The organism is Anabaena sp. AL93 (genome assembly GCF_001672085.1).
Classification (GTDB): Bacteria; Cyanobacteriota; Cyanobacteriia; order Cyanobacteriales; family Nostocaceae; genus Dolichospermum; species Dolichospermum heterosporum.
Genome location: NZ_LJOU01000068.1, coordinates 1 through 15,712 on the forward strand (window position 1 = coordinate 1; position 15,712 = coordinate 15,712).

The window sequence follows — 15,712 nt, forward strand, 5'->3', positions numbered from 1 at the left end:
TGATCCCGGCTGGTATCATGATGGCGATGGGTTTTACTAAAAGAATCAAAAACCGGGCCAGGACAACTTCGCGTTTTTCGTTTTTTCTTCCTAAAAATTCCGGTGTTCTGCCTCCCATTAAGCCTGTAGCAAAGACGGTTAATATGAGGTAAGAAAATAAATAAGCTGTTCCTGTTCCTTGCCCCCCCCAAATGATTTGGAAAAACATATTGGCAAAGGTAACAAAACCGCCGTTGGGCATAAATGAATCAATTAAACTATTAATTGCTCCACACATTGTGGCGGTTGTCGCAACTATAAATAAGGCTGATTGCGCCCAACCAAATCTGATTTCTTTTCCTTCTAAGTTGGGTTGTGTACTTCCTAAAATGGTATTGATGGCAGGGTTGCCGTTATATTCTCCTATGGCGGTAATGATAATAAAGATGATGAAAATTATGCCTACCATGCTGTAAACTAACCAGGCTTGTTTGCTGTTGTTGGCAAATATTCCATAGGTGTAAATTAGGGATGTGGGAATTAACAACATGGCGATGATTTCTATGAGGTTAGAAAATCCGTTGGGGTTTTCATAAGGATGGGCAGAATTGATAGTAAAAAATCCGCCGCCGTTTTCTCCTAGTTGTTTGATAATTTCCAAATGGGCAACTGGTCCGCGAGCGATCGCCTGACTAATGCTAGAATTTTCTAAGGTGGGAAATACTGCCGGTCCTGCTAATGTTTCTGGTACTCCCGCTATCATTAGGAATATTGCGCCTACTATACTCATGGGTAACAATATTCGCGTAATCGAACGAATTAAATCTACATAAAAATTGCCTAATGGTCTGCCTGTTAATCCTCTAATAAATGCTATACTCACTGTTAGTCCTGTGGCAGCGGAAGTAAACATTAAATAGCCAATTCCCCAAATTTGACTACCATAGCTGAGATAAGTTTCTCCTGAATAATGTTGTTGATCTGTGTTGGTGAGAAAGGATATGGTTGTATGTAAAGCTGTATCCCATGTCATCCCACCAATTTGCGTGGGGTTGAGAGGTAGCCATGCTTGATTTATGAGGATGAAGAATATTAAACATCCCATGACTAAGTTGCTGTAAAATATGGCTGCTGCATATTGCCAAGCGGTCATATCTGGTTTACTATGAACACCGATGAGCAGGTAAATGAATCTCTCAAGTTTGTCAAATATGGGGTCGAGAATTGTCCTCTGTTCTTGGTAAATACGCGCCATATATTTTCCCAAGATAGGTGTGATGCCTACTACTATGAGTAGAGTTAATGCTATTTGTATCCATCCTTGAATCATAATTTTAGACTAAGAATATAGGCTGATTAGATATCTCCACAAATTAAAGATGCTTGACTTGAAACCCTTGCGGAGACGTTCCATGTAACGTCTCTATCATCTTTTTTGGATATGTCTATTGAATAACCAATTTCTATAATTCATTAATTTCTGATTAAAAACAAGATTCGCAAGGTATATTTTATGTTTAGCTTAATGGATTTACCTAGCAGCGAGGAGATTCATATTTATACAGGGACTATGATAAGGAGAATTGGAAAAATGATAACTGGTTTAACAATCCCTAGCCCTTATTACCTCAGTTTAATTACAGAATTTGCACCTCGTCCTATTACAAATGATCTTGAATTAAGTATAACTCAAGAAAGAATTAATACAATATTAGATCAAAAAAATCTTAGCCAAGATGATCGAGATTATATAAATGTATTAGGAATGTTAGTTTATGACTATGAAGAGAAAAATGAACAATTCCCTAAATTAACTGATGGAGAATTATTACAAACATTAATGGAAGACTATAATTTGGAAATACGAGATTTTTTAGGGATTTTTGAGCAAGAACAAACAATATTAGACATATTAGACGGCAAACGTCAACTCAATTCTCAAGAAACCTTCAAATTGCGATAGCGTAAGCGCTGACTTGTCAGTTCGCTGATATTGTAACACTCCTAAATAAAGTAGAAATATTGCGAACTGCTTGCAGCAGTGCTTCGCTATCGCTTACCCATGAGATCGCAGTTAATCCCAGTTAAGGAAGCACAAGAAAATGGATATTGAGCGATGGTATGTTCGCTGGCTTGTGACAACGAGCTAATTTAAAAAACTTTCATATTCATCATGATTACCGATCCAAATCCAATAATAATCGTCACCCTTTTTCAAGGCTAACGCTCGATATCCACCACTAACACGAGCAGACCAAAGATTTATACCGACTTTTTTGAAGTGCAAAGAGGGATGAAGTGAGTTTTCCTGCCAAAGCTGATAAGCCTTCCGCGCTTGCTCTTGCATCTCAGGTGACAAATTAGCATACGCTTTCCAAAACTCAGTCGTCGCCAAGGATTTCATCAAGATCCCTCACGTTGTTGGCTGCAATATCTTTTTCTGCCTGAGCAATGAGGCGATCTAATTTCCCTGATGCTAAATCTGCCTCAATTTGCTGATCCCACATCTCATCAAGATATTCTTGAAGCCATTTTGCCAGATCACGAACTTCACTTTCTGGCAATTGCTTGATTACTGATTCAACTTCTAGCCGAGTAGTCATACAAGATTTTACATTTAAAGAGTTTTTCTTTTCTATATTATCACCAACTTTGACATTGAAACGCCACTACATGGTAGCTATTTGACCAATCGCTTTTCTTAAAGATGAAAAAGTAATAAGGTACGTTACATTTCATTAACGCACCCTACAAGATTGGCGATTCCTGCGGAGCGCTTCGCTATCGCGTTAACCCAATATTAGCGAACTGACAAGTCAGCGCTTCGCTATCGCAGTTAATCACAGTTAAGGAAGCACAAGACAATGGAATTTGAGCAATTCCTAGGTCGCGCTTCAGTATCGCACTATCCTAATATTTTTTTAACCTCATTGAGCTGTGCAGTCTAAAAGATGTTCTTGGGGTGAGTAGTTGTTATTCCTTTTTTTATTTTATCACTTGATAATCAAGACAGTAGCTACAAGATCAGCAATCGCACTACAAGATCGATCGCTTACCCATGAGATCGCAATTAATCCAGTTAATGAAGCACAAGACTATGGAAATTGAGCGATTCCTAGGTCGCGCAACGCTTACGCACTAACCCAATATTAGCGAACTGACAAGTCAGCGCTTACGCTATCGCACTATCACAGTTAAAGAAGCACAAGACTATGGAAATTGAGCGATTCCTAGGTCGCGCAACGCTTACGCATTAACTCAATATTAGCGAACTGACAAGTCAGCGCTTACGCTATCGCAGTTAATCACAGTTAACGAAGCGCAAGAAAATGGCAATTGAGCGATCGCTTACCCATGAGATCGCACTAACCCAATATTAACGAACTGACAAGTCAGCGCTTACGCTATCGCATTAATCGCAGTTAAAGAAACACAAGATAATGTATTTTGAGCGATTCCTAGGTCGCGCAACGCTTACGCACTAACCCAATATTAGCGAACTGACAAGTCAGCGCTTACGCTATCGCATTAATCGCAATTAAGGAAGCACATAAAGAACTCCGCAGGAATCGCTTTTCTCAAAGATGTTTAACGGACTCGTTAGACTTTACCTCACAGATGACTTATGATCAATGTATTATTGCCTGTATGGAAGTTTAAACTATTTGACATACTCACCGACCTGAAGGTGCGGTGATTCTTGACACTTCAATGAAACACGCCACAAGTGGTCTTATCGTCCCTCCATGTCCGTTTAAAGTCTCCCAATGCCCTATGGCGACTATGACCAAATTTTAACATAAAGCCGTCCTAGAAGGACGGGGCTTGTGTCCCGTCTTTTCGGTCAACAATCTGAGTCAGTCAGACAAATTATCACTCTTCAAACTCCTAGCCACACAAATCCCAGACGCTGAACTACGAGTTATCTTTTCTGCATCAGAGTACCCGATTTGGTCGCCATATCACGCAACGGAAGCTGCAAACATTCTAATGCAGATGATTCAGGATAACAAAGAGACATCAACTCATGGATCGCACTAACTCGATATTAGCGAACTGACAAGTCAGCGCTTGCGCGATCGCATTTAAGGGCAGTTTATCCAAGACTAAAATAAGATCAACATTTTTTAGGAGGTGCTGTTTCTGTATAATTTACCGGATGATTTAGCCATTATTGAAATTCATCAAGCAATTGGTAATCTTGTCATTCGATTTCCATTACTTCATTGCCAAGAATGTGCCAAAACACTCAAACAGTGGCTAAAACAACGTAAAATTCCTGGTAAAGTTTGGCGACTTTCGACGATATACGATAATGAAGACTTTATTTTGAGCAATCGCTTAGAAAAACAAGGTTGCTTTGAAACTATTACGGAAAATGGCGTTCATTACGGTGTTGAAGTTTTTGGCAAAATTTTCGACAACCTTTCCCGACAAGGACTATACCCAGATGACTGGATTCAAGATTTTACCTCTCTATCTAATGAGTTTAAAATAGAAGTAATAGAAGAATTTTGAAAATTTTTAATGGAGTTAAACTCAATGAGTACATTATTTAACTTACTCGAAAAAATTAAAACCAAACCAGGCTTATATTTGGGAACAGCATCTATCAGTAATTTACGGATGTTTATTTTGGGATATCGCTTTTCTCGCTCTGAATTAGGTATTACTAATACTGAAACTGAAAGTGATTTTCATAAAAACTTTCAACCTTGGCTACAAAACCGCTTATCTATCCATACCGTTAACGCTTGGGATAAAATTATTTTACTCACCTGTATTGATGAAAAAGCTGCATTTGATTACTTTTTTCAATTACTAGATGAATTTATTCAAAGAGACCAAAGCCAAGATATTGAACCAATCCTGGCTGAACCATCCTCTAAAAATTCTCAAGAAGCTGCTTGAATAATAACAGTGAATCTTAGTGTGCTGGTTGTTTCTGTTGCAGTTAATCCCAGTTAAGGAAGTACAAGATAATGGATTTTGAGCGATCGCTTCCCTCGCCATAGGCATCGCATTACATCATAAAAATTCATGAAAGAGGTTATCGAACGGTTCTGTATTTTTCCAGCGATAGGTGTTAAAATCTCGATAATCAACCGATAAAATTTGGCCATGACCTAATTCTTCTGCCAGAATAACGAGAGAGGCATCGGCTAAATCCATCGGTAAATCTTTATATTTTTCCATTAGTTCTTCAATACGCTGGCAATGATGTTGTTTGAGATCAAAGATTTGTAGTTTTCCTATAGAAATTTTATTAATAAAGATTTTTGGAGCATCTACTCCTACTCTTTTTTGTAATAGATAGCAAGTTTCCGTGACGACACACCAGGTTGTAATAAATTGCTGATTAGCTAAATCTTGAAATCGTTTTTTGGCGGCTATATGAACTGTATCTTTTTTATTGGCAAGAGCTAACCAAAAGCCTGTATCAACTATGATCATATTTTTGATTAAGTTCACGGTCTAAGTAGTTTTTATAGTTTTTAGAGAGGTCTGTTTCAGCTTCTATGCAACCGATAAAGTCTGACCAGTCTTGCCAGGAATTTTCTGAGGATTCCTGTTGATTCTGAAGGTAGCGTTTTTTCAGGACTTCTACGAGGACGATTATGATTTGTTGTGCATCGGGAGGAAGAGACGCAATATCTTGTTGAATTGTATCTAAGTTCATAATCTAATTTTGCTGTTTCTCTGATTATAGTTTAGCAAAAAACGATTCCTGCGGAGCGCAACGCTTACGCACTAACCCAATATTAGCGTTACGCTATCGCAATTAATAAATAGTAGTTAACGAAGCACAAGACAATGGATTTTGAGCGATAGCGAACTCCGTAGGAATCGCTTTTCTCAAAGATGTTAAACAGTGAAATTAGACGGTTTATATTTATAACTTAGTTCCAGAGCATTGCAAAAGCTATTTAGTTGATTAAGCAAAGCATTATAGTAAATGTAAGCATCCTCTTGTTTATCTTGGAGATTAGCATATAAAGTTAACTCTGGTTCTGGTGCTAGGCGATCTTTAGGGATATCTAAACCGGCTTCAGATAACCGTGTTGAGGCAATTGCAATTAATAATGCTCCTATTGTATTGGACTCACCATTGTGAAGATCATTAAGTCCAGGTAATATTGTTTCTGCACCAGGTAATTCATTAAGATTCATGATTGATTTTCCTCCAGGTTATTTTCACAAAGTTCAATAAATTTTTCAATTCTACTTCTAAGGATATCAGGGTTTAGAGAGGGAAATCTGATTATTTCCGGTGTAATTGCTTCAAAACTATTCCGTAAATCATTCAAAGAGAATAATTTCTGTTTGTACATGGCTTCAATATCTTTAATATCACGGTCAAATCCCCTGGATAGTTTAGCAAGAGCTTGGGCAGTAAAATCATAGTGATAAAACGAAATTTGACCTTGTTTGCCAATGAATACGCTTCTATCACGCCATCCTGGAAGAGGTGGTAAGAAGTCCTGGGGAGATGCTAATTCGATATTAATGTTTAATTCTTGTTTGAGTTTGGCGATCGCCTGAAAAATGCCTGGTGGTTCAGGATCTAGACGAAGATCAACATCAACTGTGGAGTTACGCCATCCAATTAGTAGCGCACTAGCTCCTCCTGTAAAGTAGATACAGCCTGAACCCTGGGCTTCTCTACCTAAGAGTTGCATCAGACGTTCTAACTTTTGAGTGTCAATGTTTGCACGCATATTTTTATTGATTTATTTGTTTGGATATTGAGCGATCGCAGTTAAGGAAGCACAAAAAAATGGATTTTAAGCGATCGCATTAACTCAATATTAGCGATCGCACTTAATCACAGTTAAGGAAGCGCAAGACAATAGATTTTGAGCGATCGCTTACCCATGAGATCGCAGTTAATCACAGTTAAAGAATCACAAAACAATGGATTTTGAGCGATCGCATTAACTCAATATTAGCGATCGCAGTTAATAGTAGTTAAAGAAGCACAAGATAATGGATATTGAGCGATCGCATTTCCCCAATATCAGCGATCGCATTAACTCAATATTAGCGATCGCAGTTAATAGTAGTTAAAGAATCACAAAACAATGGATTTTGAGCGATCGCAGTTAATCGCAGTTAATGAAGCACAAGACAATGGATTTTGAGCGAACTGCTTGCAATATGACAATACAATAAATAAAAAATAAATTTAATTTCACCCATACTAACTCCATAATGCCTAATTATAGAAGACCTAATGTTTCTGGAGGTACATATTTCATCACACAAGTCACTTATCAAAGAGAATCTTGGCTCTGTACTGATATAGGGAGAAAATCTCTCCGAGAAGCAATAGAAAAAGTAAGGGAAAAATATCCTTTTTGTATTGATGCTTTTGTTTTATTACCTGATCATTTTCATTGTTTGTGGACTTTACCCCCTGATGATAAATATTTGTCGGTGAGATTGCGCCTAATTAAAACCTATGTTACTAAACATTATGGACAAGCATTAGGGGTTAATCGGGAGGTTTCTCAATCACGACAAAAGCGAGGAGAAAGTAATCTTTGGCAACGTCGGTTTTGGGAGCATTTAATTCGGGATGAACGGGATTTTGCGCTCCATTGTGATTATATTCATGATAATCCGGCTCGACATGGATTGTGTGAAAATCCCCAAGATTGGCAGTATTCCAGTATTCATCGGTTTATCGCTCAGGGAATTTATCCAACCGATTGGGGTAAAGATAGCAGAAAGGAAAAACCTCAAGGATATTGGGACGATTAGTAGGGTGCGTTAGCGACAGCGTAACGCACCGAAAATCAGTAAATAATTATAAATATGGTGCGTTACACTCCGTTAACGCACCCTACAAGATCGGCGATCGCACTACAAGATCGGCGATCGCACTACCAAGTAGGAATATCATCCGAATTTGCTTTTACTGAATTCTCGTATTTTTTTATTAATCTTAAGCGAGTCCACCCTCCAAAAAGTCCGACCAGAAAACCGATAGCACCAAACCAGAATTTCACCGTATCATCGCCCTCCTTACTTGTGAAGATCAATACGAACCACCCCAAACCAAAAAGTATAGGTAACCAGGCTTCAATTTTATCCCACATATTTACATGCTTATGCCACCCTGTCTTTACCAAGGAACTACATTGAGCGCAACGAATAACCGGAGGTCCATAAGAAGGCATATTTAATCCTCTGCAAAATTGTCGCTTGCAGTTTGGACAATTATAAGTTGTGATGGTTGCCATAGATAGATTAGATACTTTAACGCGGTAAGATATCACTCCAAATCAACACCAAAATATCACAACATTGTTCCCTTCAAGCAGTGATCGCTTCACAATTACTAATGCTTTGCAAATAACTGATAATTTGACCTTATTTCTCGCTGATATCCAGAATTTTCCTAAATCTCTCAGCTTCCAACCTTAACCTTTCATTCTCCATCCTTAACGCCAAAATCTCATTCCTCTGCAACTCAATTAACGACCTTTGACTAATTACCTCACCAAAGGCTTTTTTCCTATTTTCAATCCCAAACCATCTTTGATAGGTTTTTGTATGTTCATCAACAGTATGACCTAAATTGTCTGCTGCGGCTTTAATTGGTATTCCCTGAAGATGCGCTCGAATCGCGCAACCATGCCGTAAATCATAAGGTTGAAACTCAATTCCCACCTTTCTAAACCATCTGGATATATCTCTCCGCATCCAATTAATATTTTGTACAGAGGCAATTTTTGCCACCTTTTGTTCTAAAATTTTTAATGGTTTGGGATTATGTAAATCAAATAATTCTATCCATTCTGGTACAAAAGGAATAACTTCTCTATATCCAGTTTTGGTATTTTTATTCACCTTCCAAGTATGATCTATATTTTGGGGAGACATCCACCAATTAATATCTGGTTGGACAAATAATTCCCTTGGTCTTAACCCATAAGTCGCCAACATTCCATATACCCAACGCCACATTTCCCAGGTGTCTATCTCATCACTAATGTTTGTATTTTTGCGGTTGAGGGCAAATTTTTCAAAGAAGTCAAAAGCCGATATTATTTTTTCATCTTCAGGAATTTCTCGATAAGCAGGAGTGACATGATCTCGTTTGACATCGAGTTGAAATCCTAAATTAAAGGTTTTAATCAAAACAGAACTTACCGCAATCAGTTCATTTTTTTTATTACCCTGAAATGAATTAATAATTTCCTCAAAATTTTCTTTTGTGGCTAAATGGGAGAGAGTCAAGTTTCTTTTAATGACAGATATATAATTAGCAAAAGTATTTTGACTGGTGATAGTTTTCTGACGGGTTTGATAATATTTTTCATCAAATTTATCTAATAATTCGCCAATTGTTTTGCTCTCTTGTTTCTCTCTCGATTTAATTCCTAAATACTTCTCATTCCACTCGAAAGTATGACGAGCAATTAATTTACCCAACTCATAACTTTCTTCAATTGCAGTTTTTAATCCCTCTAAATTTGCGGGTATTCCTAGAGATAAATCATACTGCTTTTTTGTTTTACCTAAACTGTAATCTCCTGGTTTTAAAGGTAAGGTAGCTCGTAATTGGAGAGAATTGCCAGTTTGTTTAATACTAACTCTTATTCTCTCCCTTTTTAAATTAGTATTAGCTTCAACTAACTTCTGTTCAAAAACTGCTTGATACTGTAATTCCGTTGCTTTTATTTTCGCCATTCCCTATACCTACCGTCTGTGGTGTTCTGCGGCTCAAAGTCTGCAAACATATCTGCGAACCAGTCCCTTGAGTCTGCATTTGCATCCTCATGTAGAGATGGGGGATAGGTTTCCGATATTACAGTACAGCTATTTTCAGGTAAATAGACCACAAACCGACCTCTCTCCAAACCTCTCTCCTAAGAGGAGAGAGGCTTTGATTTACCCCCCTTCCAGCAATAAAGGTTTTTCTTTTTCCCTCTCCTCTTAGGAGAGGGTTAGGGAGAGGTAGGCTGGGGGTTAGGTCTAATAATAGTAGTTCAAATACAAGAAAACTGCTGTAACTGTTAGGGATAAAAATTACCCTGACTCATTCCCTAAATATTCCCTTATTTATAAAAGCTGAAATGGTGAAAATAAAATGTTCTGTCCGAGCAAAATTACCTGATAAAATAAGTTACTCAGGAACATTTACAGCATATCACCTGTTGTCATTGCAGTTATATGGTGCCTGGTGGTGTGATGTGCGCCCCAACTTTAACTGATATTACCCGCGCCTGGGCAATTTTGGAATATTTCCGCACCAATTGGTTAGAACCAGTTTGGCTAGGTTGTTCTTTAGAAAGATATGAAGAAATTCAATCTTATGAAGACTTTCAAAAGTGGTTAGATGAAGATGTTAAACATCGAGAATCTGACTTAGGTTTATATTGGCGCATGGGGTTAGATATCGGTTTAGATCGATATGGCGCTGGTGTGGGTAAATATGTGACTTGGGGTTATATTCCCCATGAGGATAAATATAATCATCCCACCATTGAAGGACGTAACGCTGCTGTGATTATGAAAAGCGGTGTTTATGATAGCTTCACTGATACTCATGCTTTGATGAATCAAGGTTTTGCCCGTGAGAATTTAACCCATTCCTGGTATGATGAAGGTACAGAAGATTGGCATCCAAGCGATCGCACAACCACACCAATTAATAACAACCAAAAAGACTTTAATGGGGCATATTCTTGGTCAAGTGCAGTCCTTCACCAAGACTTAGGACGTTTAGAAGCCGGTCCCCTAGCCCGTCAATTAGTTGCAGGGGGAAATCATGGGGAATCTTGGCAACATTATGACCCATTTATTCTCGATACATTCAAGAAAATGGGCGGTGCAAGTGTTCATCTTCGGCAATTAGGAAGAGTCCACGAAATAGTTAAACTATATCGTCAAGCCGAACGGTGTTTAAGAGAGTTCAAATTAAACGATCCTTGGTATATTAAACCAGAAGAAAAAGATGGTAAAGGTTGGGGTGCAACGGAAGCCGCTAGAGGTGCATTATGTCACTGGGTAGAAATCGAAAAAGGTAAAATTAAGAATTATCAAGTTATCGCCCCTGGTACTTGGAATATCGGACCCCGTGACGGTGCGGGAGAATTAGGACCAATTGAAAAAGCATTAATTGGAACACCTATTCAAGACCCGAAAGACCCCGTAGAAGTGGGTCATGTCGCCCGTTCTTTTGATTCATGTTTGGTGTGTACTGTTCACGCCCACGACGCGAAAACCGGCGAAGAATTAGCTCGTTTTAGAACGGCTTAATTTATGTTACTTAAGATCCCCGACTTCTTAGAGAAGTCGGGGATCTGTTCTTTTCTCTATTTTTCGATAAGTCAGGGTTCTATATAATTGTTATGTGCAGTACAAAAGTTCCCAAATCAGTGGGTTAGTCTGAATTTTAAGGAATAATTGATAATTCCTAACTATCAGATTAAGAATTATCAATTAGGAATTACTAAATACTAAAAATGGTAACTAATTGTGTCTAATTTAGAACTACATCAATATCTTCCTCAACTTCCTGAAGCTGCATTGCAAGAATTTATAGAATGGTGTATGTTGGATCAGTCAACAGCCGCAGGATTAGAATTTAAACCCGATCAAAGTAAGTTAAAGAATTTAGCACCAGGGGATTATTCTAAGCAATTAGTTGACCAATTTATGAAAGTAAGACCTGACCCAATTAGAGCAGGTTTAGTAGCCGTAATTGCTGGCAAACAAGCCGATAAACACGAATTAACAGGTTTAGCTGCTGTGGTTGATTTTGTTTCTCTTTATGTTAAGTATTTAATTCCTAAAGATGGTACTAATCCAGAAGAAGCAGATGCAATTTTAGCTAAAGCATCACAACATCAATATGAGCAACTTGTAGAAATTGCTAAGAAACATGGTGTGAATTTATAAATTTGTAGGGTGGGCATTGCCCACCTCATGATTGATAGTTAACATGAGGCTTTATATTAATTATATTTACCAAATTGGACAGTTTATGATTTAGCTGCGACCTTGTATAATTTGCTGACCAATAGACATCTGGTGAAAATTAAATATGCGTGACATGAAACCCCTGTAGAGACGTTCCATGGAACGTCTCTACAATCTTTACCGGAGATGTCTAATAATGAACCTTTACCCGCAGAGTTTAGAAAAACGGGAATAGCATTACCACCACCCCAAAATTTTAACCCAAAAATTAGCGATCGCATCAATGTTACCATTCTCCAAGGTTTCAGAGGAAGAAGCAACAGGGAACAGAAAAAACTCATGTTTAAAAACATGAGATTGAAATAATGACACTGTTTTTTTTGTAACCCGGGTAAATGTTGGCGAAGATACGTCAACCCAACCTTACAAAATGTTTAACTCATTAAATCTTGAAACATAGCGGTACTTAAATAGCGTTCACCAAAGGAAGGTTGAATCATTACTATTAATTTACCTGCATTTTCTGGGCGTTTACCTACTTCAATAGCAGCAGATAAAGCCGCACCCGAAGATATTCCTGATAATAAACCTTCCTCCCTAGCTAATCTTCGTCCATATTCCATTGCTGCTGCGTCCTCAACTTGAATTATTTCATCAATTAAATCTTGACGCAAAACATCAGGAATAAATCCCGCACCAATTCCTTGAATTTTGTGAGAACCGGGTTTACCACCTGATAGAATCGGACTGTTACTAGGTTCGACTGCAATAACTTGAAAACTTGGTTTGCGTTGTTTAATTACTTCAGCAATACCAGTAATTGTGCCGCCCGTTCCTACCCCAGAAATTAAGATATCAACTTCTCCGTCAGTATCCGCCCAAATTTCCTCAGCGGTGGTTTCTCGGTGAATTTTCGGGTTAGCTGGGTTGGCAAATTGTTGTAACATAAAGGCATTAGGAGTATTGGCAACAATTTCCTCAGCTTTGTTAATTGCGCCCCGCATTCCCTGAGTTCCTGGTGTTAATTCCAAACTTGCACCATAAGCCCGCAACATAGCCCGTCTTTCTTGGCTCATGGTTTCTGGCATAGTTAAAATTAACTTGTAGCCACGGGCGGCTGCTACCATTGCTAAAGCGATACCTGTATTACCAGATGTTGGTTCAACTAAAATGGTTTTGCCCGGTGAAATTAAACCTTCAGATTCAGCGGAAAGGATCATACTTACGCCAATTCTGTCTTTTACAGAAGCCGCAGGATTCATACTTTCTAGTTTGACGACTATCCTAGCTACTACTCCCTCGGCTTGGGGAATTTTATTTAACTGAATTAATGGCGTTTTTCCAATAAGTTCTGTTACGTCTTTAGCAATTCGCATTTTTTAACTCCTAAACTCCTAAAGTTTATATATTAATCTATTTCAGTTACATATTTATCTGATTAGTTCTTTATATTAGCCATACCCATTTTACCATAATTTCTGTCTATTCCCACAAGAAAATATTCCTAATTGTTAATACCTTCGCCAAATTGAAAAAAGTCTTGATTCGTAGGTTGGGTTGTTCGCGTGAGCGTTGCGGAGCAATAGCATGAAACCCAACATGAGTCTTGGGTTGCGCTGTCGCTTAACCCAACCTACAAAAATGGTGAAGGTATTGATTGTTGAAAATAATACTGTTCTACCTTCCTTAGAATATCTTAATTTTGTTTCTGACTTATTCAAGATATCTTAGGTCTAGCCTTGTCATGAGATGCTGTCATTTGAGTACAGTTTGTACTTGTGAATCTTCCCTAATAAATATCTCAAACCAATAGCCGATATTAGTTTGGCTTTGAGTACAAAATACCCCGTCCCCTCCCTCAGAAATGCTAGTACCCCACTCAAAAAATACTAGCACCCCCACACCAAATATTTTTTTTAATGCTTGCACAGTCAGGATGACAGACTATGAGTATTATCGTAATCATCTTAATAATATTAATTCAACTCACTTAAAGTTAGGACTAAAAGGGCAACTGATATAAACGATATAGGATTTACGCAGAGATTCCCCTCTACCCCCCGAAGTTCCTAAGATGCAAGTCTGACGAATCAGGGGGGACTTCTTAACTCCTATATTTCTCAAAAGTTATCTCAATCCTGTCTGTATTACACAATATAAAAGGAAAGAATTTTGTTTTGAGGAGATTTTGATAAGCATATTTTGAATAAAAAAGGTGCAAAAAATAAACCTACTAATATAAATTTTCTTTCTAGGTAGTTGATACCTGGTAATGGAGAAAACATGAAAGTCAAACTTTTAAATGTGCTTACCGTAAGTTTGGTAACTTTAGCATTAATTTCTCCAGGGGCAGTAGTATTTACTATAGTTTGGGGACAACATAGAGAGTTCGTTAAAACACAGAATTTATCCTGTGAATTGTCGAAAATAAATATAGCATCTCCAGCATTAGTTCCCCAAACAAAAATTATCAATACTCAGCCATCTTTAGTCAAGGTCAAATTATCTGACAATAGTTTTCTTCATCAACTCAAAGTTACCGCAAAAAAATATAAATTAGCAACAATTTTGCAATGGTTATTTTTAGTAACACCCATTTGTATTGGTATAGGAATTATCGCTTATGACAGATATCTTGTCTACCGTGCTGCTGTATTAAAAGAACACATTGCCATGTTGGAAAGAATGTGGCAACAAAGCATCGAACAGTAATTTTTCAAATTAATCATTCACCATAAACTAAATTATCATGACAGACGAACGCCAAACACAGTATTTTAATTTAATTGATGAACTTCTCCAATGTCCTAATGGTCAAGAACCAGAAGTTTTGGAAGCACAACCTGAATTAATTGATTCTGGTTTAGTTCAAGCAATGTTACAAGTAGCCACAATGTTTGCTCATCAAGGTAATCAAGATGGAGCGCAATTTCTATTTTTTGTTGCTAAACAATTAGCAAAGGAATTAGGTTTATATCCTGAAGTTTCTAATCAAGTTGTCACTCAGGAGTAATGATGCTATTGACTTCAACTGATGCTGGAAAAATATCATTAGAATTTCTTTTGGCAGATTGGAATATTGCTGATGATTATAGAGATTGGTTTACAGTGATTAATTCTCGGTTAATGGGTGAGAGTTGGTACATTGTAGAATTGGGTGTAGAGGGATTACCTGATAGATGGGTTATGCAGGTTTATGACACAGGAGTTTGCGATCCTAACTATACTTTTATTTCCCCAATTTCTGGTTCAGAAGGATATACCGATTTGAAAAGTCTACCAGATATCATTGCTGATGTTTTAGTAGCAGAACGCAATTCTCGATAGTTGAAAGTTTTAGATCCCCGACTTCTTAAAGAAGTCGGGGATCTTATTGATTTTATTTAGTTTGTCAGGTTTAAATAACAATTATATGTTATAATTAATAGAGTTATGGAAGCTACAGAAGAATCAGTCAGATGATTACTGAAGACATCCTAGCCCAAGAATTTCTTAGAGTCGTAAATGACTATTACCCAGCCGTGGGAGAACTCTTAGAAGGCTGTCATGTGAAAGTTATTACTTGTTTTTGGGGACGACCTGCAAAACGGTTTCAATATATAGGAATTTATTGTCGAGAAGACATAATGCCCTGTATCCAATCCAAAAAAGAAATCCTCAGAGAATTAGCCGAAAATATGGGGTTAATTCAAGTAGTTTGTCTGAATGCTAAACGATTGCTACGTGACCCTATGTCGAAGTTAAAGCAGTCCGAACCTCGATTATGGTTGGAGTTGCAATTAGTCGCAGCCTAATCTAA

Annotated in this window: 19 protein-coding genes and 2 pseudogenes; 11 read left to right on the top strand and 10 right to left on the bottom strand. The window is 37.7% G+C overall.

Translation table 11 applies throughout. From position 1 onward, the window contains the following. The coding region (gene kdpA, locus AN486_RS17470; protein WP_290601815.1) for a potassium-transporting ATPase subunit KdpA at positions 1 to 1,309 on the bottom strand (1,309 nt) is incomplete at its 3' end. A 261-nt stretch (positions 1,310 to 1,570) separates the two neighbouring features. Between kdpA and AN486_RS17475 the strand changes: the two genes are divergently transcribed. After that, positions 1,571 to 1,942 carry a type II toxin-antitoxin system HigA family antitoxin gene (locus AN486_RS17475; protein WP_053539685.1) on the top strand — a complete coding sequence of 124 codons (372 nt, stop codon included), beginning with the start codon at positions 1,571 to 1,573 and terminating at the stop codon, positions 1,940 to 1,942. Positions 1,943 to 2,125: 183 nt separating this feature from the next. Here AN486_RS17475 and AN486_RS17480 read toward each other — a convergent pair whose 3' ends face one another. Together AN486_RS17480 and AN486_RS17485 are read right to left on the bottom strand one after the other, a co-directional pair. Further along, on the bottom strand, positions 2,126 to 2,383 hold the full coding sequence (locus AN486_RS17480) for a hypothetical protein (RefSeq protein ID WP_053539684.1): 258 nt from the start codon (positions 2,381 to 2,383) through the stop codon (positions 2,126 to 2,128). Next, entirely contained in the window at positions 2,361 to 2,582 is a 222-nt protein-coding gene (locus tag AN486_RS17485) for a hypothetical protein (protein ID WP_053539683.1), read from the bottom strand. The genes AN486_RS17480 and AN486_RS17485 overlap by 23 nt, the downstream gene beginning before the upstream one ends. A 1,531-nt stretch (positions 2,583 to 4,113) precedes the next feature. Here AN486_RS17485 and AN486_RS17490 point away from each other — a divergent pair. Next, on the top strand, positions 4,114 to 4,497 hold the full coding sequence (locus AN486_RS17490; RefSeq protein WP_053539682.1) for a papain fold toxin domain-containing protein: 384 nt from the start codon (positions 4,114 to 4,116) through the stop codon (positions 4,495 to 4,497). Between the two features lie 24 nt (positions 4,498 to 4,521). After that, positions 4,522 to 4,890, top strand: coding sequence for a hypothetical protein (locus tag AN486_RS17495; RefSeq protein WP_053539681.1), 369 nt, complete (start codon positions 4,522 to 4,524; stop codon positions 4,888 to 4,890). 117 nt (positions 4,891 to 5,007) lie between these two features. On the opposite strand, the gene AN486_RS17500 is transcribed toward AN486_RS17495, so the two are convergent. The 4 genes from AN486_RS17500 to AN486_RS17515 form a co-directional block, all read right to left on the bottom strand. Beyond that, positions 5,008 to 5,433 (bottom strand): type II toxin-antitoxin system VapC family toxin, encoded by a 426-nt coding sequence (locus AN486_RS17500; RefSeq protein WP_053539680.1) that lies wholly within the window; start codon positions 5,431 to 5,433, stop codon positions 5,008 to 5,010. After that, complete coding sequence (locus AN486_RS17505; RefSeq protein WP_053539679.1) at positions 5,420 to 5,659, bottom strand: hypothetical protein; 240 nt, start codon at positions 5,657 to 5,659, stop codon at positions 5,420 to 5,422. The genes AN486_RS17500 and AN486_RS17505 overlap by 14 nt, the downstream gene beginning before the upstream one ends. 185 nt (positions 5,660 to 5,844) lie before the next feature. Beyond that, on the bottom strand, positions 5,845 to 6,150 hold the full coding sequence (locus AN486_RS17510) for a hypothetical protein (protein WP_053539678.1): 306 nt from the start codon (positions 6,148 to 6,150) through the stop codon (positions 5,845 to 5,847). Next, complete coding sequence (locus AN486_RS17515; protein WP_053539677.1) at positions 6,147 to 6,698, bottom strand: DUF6036 family nucleotidyltransferase; 552 nt, start codon at positions 6,696 to 6,698, stop codon at positions 6,147 to 6,149. The genes AN486_RS17510 and AN486_RS17515 overlap by 4 nt, the downstream gene beginning before the upstream one ends. Positions 6,699 to 7,191: 493 nt before the next feature. Here AN486_RS17515 and AN486_RS17520 point away from each other — a divergent pair, with 493 nt between their 5' ends. Next, a complete protein-coding gene (locus AN486_RS17520) occupies positions 7,192 to 7,743 on the top strand; it encodes a transposase (protein WP_015079363.1) in 552 nt (183 codons plus the stop codon). A gap of 122 nt (positions 7,744 to 7,865) precedes the next feature. On the opposite strand, the gene AN486_RS17525 is transcribed toward AN486_RS17520, so the two are convergent. After that, positions 7,866 to 8,225 (bottom strand): hypothetical protein, encoded by a 360-nt coding sequence (locus AN486_RS17525; protein ID WP_290601821.1) that lies wholly within the window; start codon positions 8,223 to 8,225, stop codon positions 7,866 to 7,868. A gap of 130 nt (positions 8,226 to 8,355) precedes the next feature. Next, positions 8,356 to 9,728: pseudogene (locus tag AN486_RS17530) on the bottom strand (site-specific integrase). Between the two features lie 427 nt (positions 9,729 to 10,155). Here AN486_RS17530 and AN486_RS17535 point away from each other — a divergent pair. From AN486_RS17535 to AN486_RS17545, 3 genes and pseudogenes are all read left to right on the top strand, one after another. Continuing rightward, positions 10,156 to 11,250 (top strand): annotated as a pseudogene (locus AN486_RS17535) (nickel-dependent hydrogenase large subunit); the annotation flags it as partial. 219 nt (positions 11,251 to 11,469) lie between these two features. Then, positions 11,470 to 11,892: a hypothetical protein gene (locus AN486_RS17540; RefSeq protein WP_168635279.1), complete on the top strand. Its 423-nt coding sequence runs from the start codon at positions 11,470 to 11,472 to the stop codon at positions 11,890 to 11,892. Positions 11,893 to 12,099: 207 nt separating this feature from the next. Beyond that, a complete protein-coding gene (locus tag AN486_RS17545) occupies positions 12,100 to 12,279 on the top strand; it encodes a hypothetical protein (protein ID WP_053539673.1) in 180 nt (59 codons plus the stop codon). A 68-nt stretch (positions 12,280 to 12,347) separates the two neighbouring features. Here AN486_RS17545 and cysK read toward each other — a convergent pair whose 3' ends face one another. Next, the gene (gene cysK, locus AN486_RS17550) at positions 12,348 to 13,289 is read right to left on the bottom strand and encodes a cysteine synthase A (protein ID WP_168635280.1); all 942 of its coding nucleotides are present in this window, start codon (positions 13,287 to 13,289) and stop codon (positions 12,348 to 12,350) included. A 907-nt stretch (positions 13,290 to 14,196) separates the two neighbouring features. Here cysK and AN486_RS17555 point away from each other — a divergent pair. The 4 genes from AN486_RS17555 to AN486_RS17570 all read left to right on the top strand — a co-directional run bounded on the left by AN486_RS17555 (position 14,197) and on the right by AN486_RS17570 (position 15,707). Continuing rightward, positions 14,197 to 14,625, top strand: coding sequence for a hypothetical protein (locus AN486_RS17555; protein ID WP_290601825.1), 429 nt, complete (start codon positions 14,197 to 14,199; stop codon positions 14,623 to 14,625). A gap of 37 nt (positions 14,626 to 14,662) precedes the next feature. Continuing rightward, positions 14,663 to 14,926: a hypothetical protein gene (locus AN486_RS17560; RefSeq protein ID WP_015079389.1), complete on the top strand. Its 264-nt coding sequence runs from the start codon at positions 14,663 to 14,665 to the stop codon at positions 14,924 to 14,926. A gap of 2 nt (positions 14,927 to 14,928) precedes the next feature. Further along, entirely contained in the window at positions 14,929 to 15,240 is a 312-nt protein-coding gene (locus AN486_RS17565) for a hypothetical protein (RefSeq protein ID WP_193962846.1), read from the top strand. 131 nt (positions 15,241 to 15,371) lie between these two features. Beyond that, complete coding sequence (locus tag AN486_RS17570; RefSeq protein WP_027401698.1) at positions 15,372 to 15,707, top strand: hypothetical protein; 336 nt, start codon at positions 15,372 to 15,374, stop codon at positions 15,705 to 15,707. The last annotated feature ends 5 nt before the right edge of the window (positions 15,708 to 15,712 follow it).

Coding starts and splice junctions, on each gene's coding strand:
- AN486_RS17475 (WP_053539685.1), top strand. CDS start 1,571: ATGATAACTGGTTTAACAATCCCTAGCCCTTATTACCTCAGTTTAATT.
- AN486_RS17480 (WP_053539684.1), bottom strand. CDS start 2,383: ATGAAATCCTTGGCGACGACTGAGTTTTGGAAAGCGTATGCTAATTTG.
- AN486_RS17485 (WP_053539683.1), bottom strand. CDS start 2,582: ATGACTACTCGGCTAGAAGTTGAATCAGTAATCAAGCAATTGCCAGAA.
- AN486_RS17495 (WP_053539681.1), top strand. CDS start 4,522: ATGAGTACATTATTTAACTTACTCGAAAAAATTAAAACCAAACCAGGC.
- AN486_RS17500 (WP_053539680.1), bottom strand. CDS start 5,433: ATGATCATAGTTGATACAGGCTTTTGGTTAGCTCTTGCCAATAAAAAA.
- AN486_RS17505 (WP_053539679.1), bottom strand. CDS start 5,659: ATGAACTTAGATACAATTCAACAAGATATTGCGTCTCTTCCTCCCGAT.
- AN486_RS17510 (WP_053539678.1), bottom strand. CDS start 6,150: ATGAATCTTAATGAATTACCTGGTGCAGAAACAATATTACCTGGACTT.
- AN486_RS17515 (WP_053539677.1), bottom strand. CDS start 6,698: ATGCGTGCAAACATTGACACTCAAAAGTTAGAACGTCTGATGCAACTC.
- AN486_RS17520 (WP_015079363.1), top strand. CDS start 7,192: ATGCCTAATTATAGAAGACCTAATGTTTCTGGAGGTACATATTTCATC.
- AN486_RS17525 (WP_290601821.1), bottom strand. CDS start 8,225: ATGGCAACCATCACAACTTATAATTGTCCAAACTGCAAGCGACAATTT.
- AN486_RS17545 (WP_053539673.1), top strand. CDS start 12,100: ATGTCTAATAATGAACCTTTACCCGCAGAGTTTAGAAAAACGGGAATA.
- cysK (WP_168635280.1), bottom strand. CDS start 13,289: ATGCGAATTGCTAAAGACGTAACAGAACTTATTGGAAAAACGCCATTA.
- AN486_RS17555 (WP_290601825.1), top strand. CDS start 14,197: ATGAAAGTCAAACTTTTAAATGTGCTTACCGTAAGTTTGGTAACTTTA.
- AN486_RS17560 (WP_015079389.1), top strand. CDS start 14,663: ATGACAGACGAACGCCAAACACAGTATTTTAATTTAATTGATGAACTT.
- AN486_RS17565 (WP_193962846.1), top strand. CDS start 14,929: ATGCTATTGACTTCAACTGATGCTGGAAAAATATCATTAGAATTTCTT.
- AN486_RS17570 (WP_027401698.1), top strand. CDS start 15,372: ATGATTACTGAAGACATCCTAGCCCAAGAATTTCTTAGAGTCGTAAAT.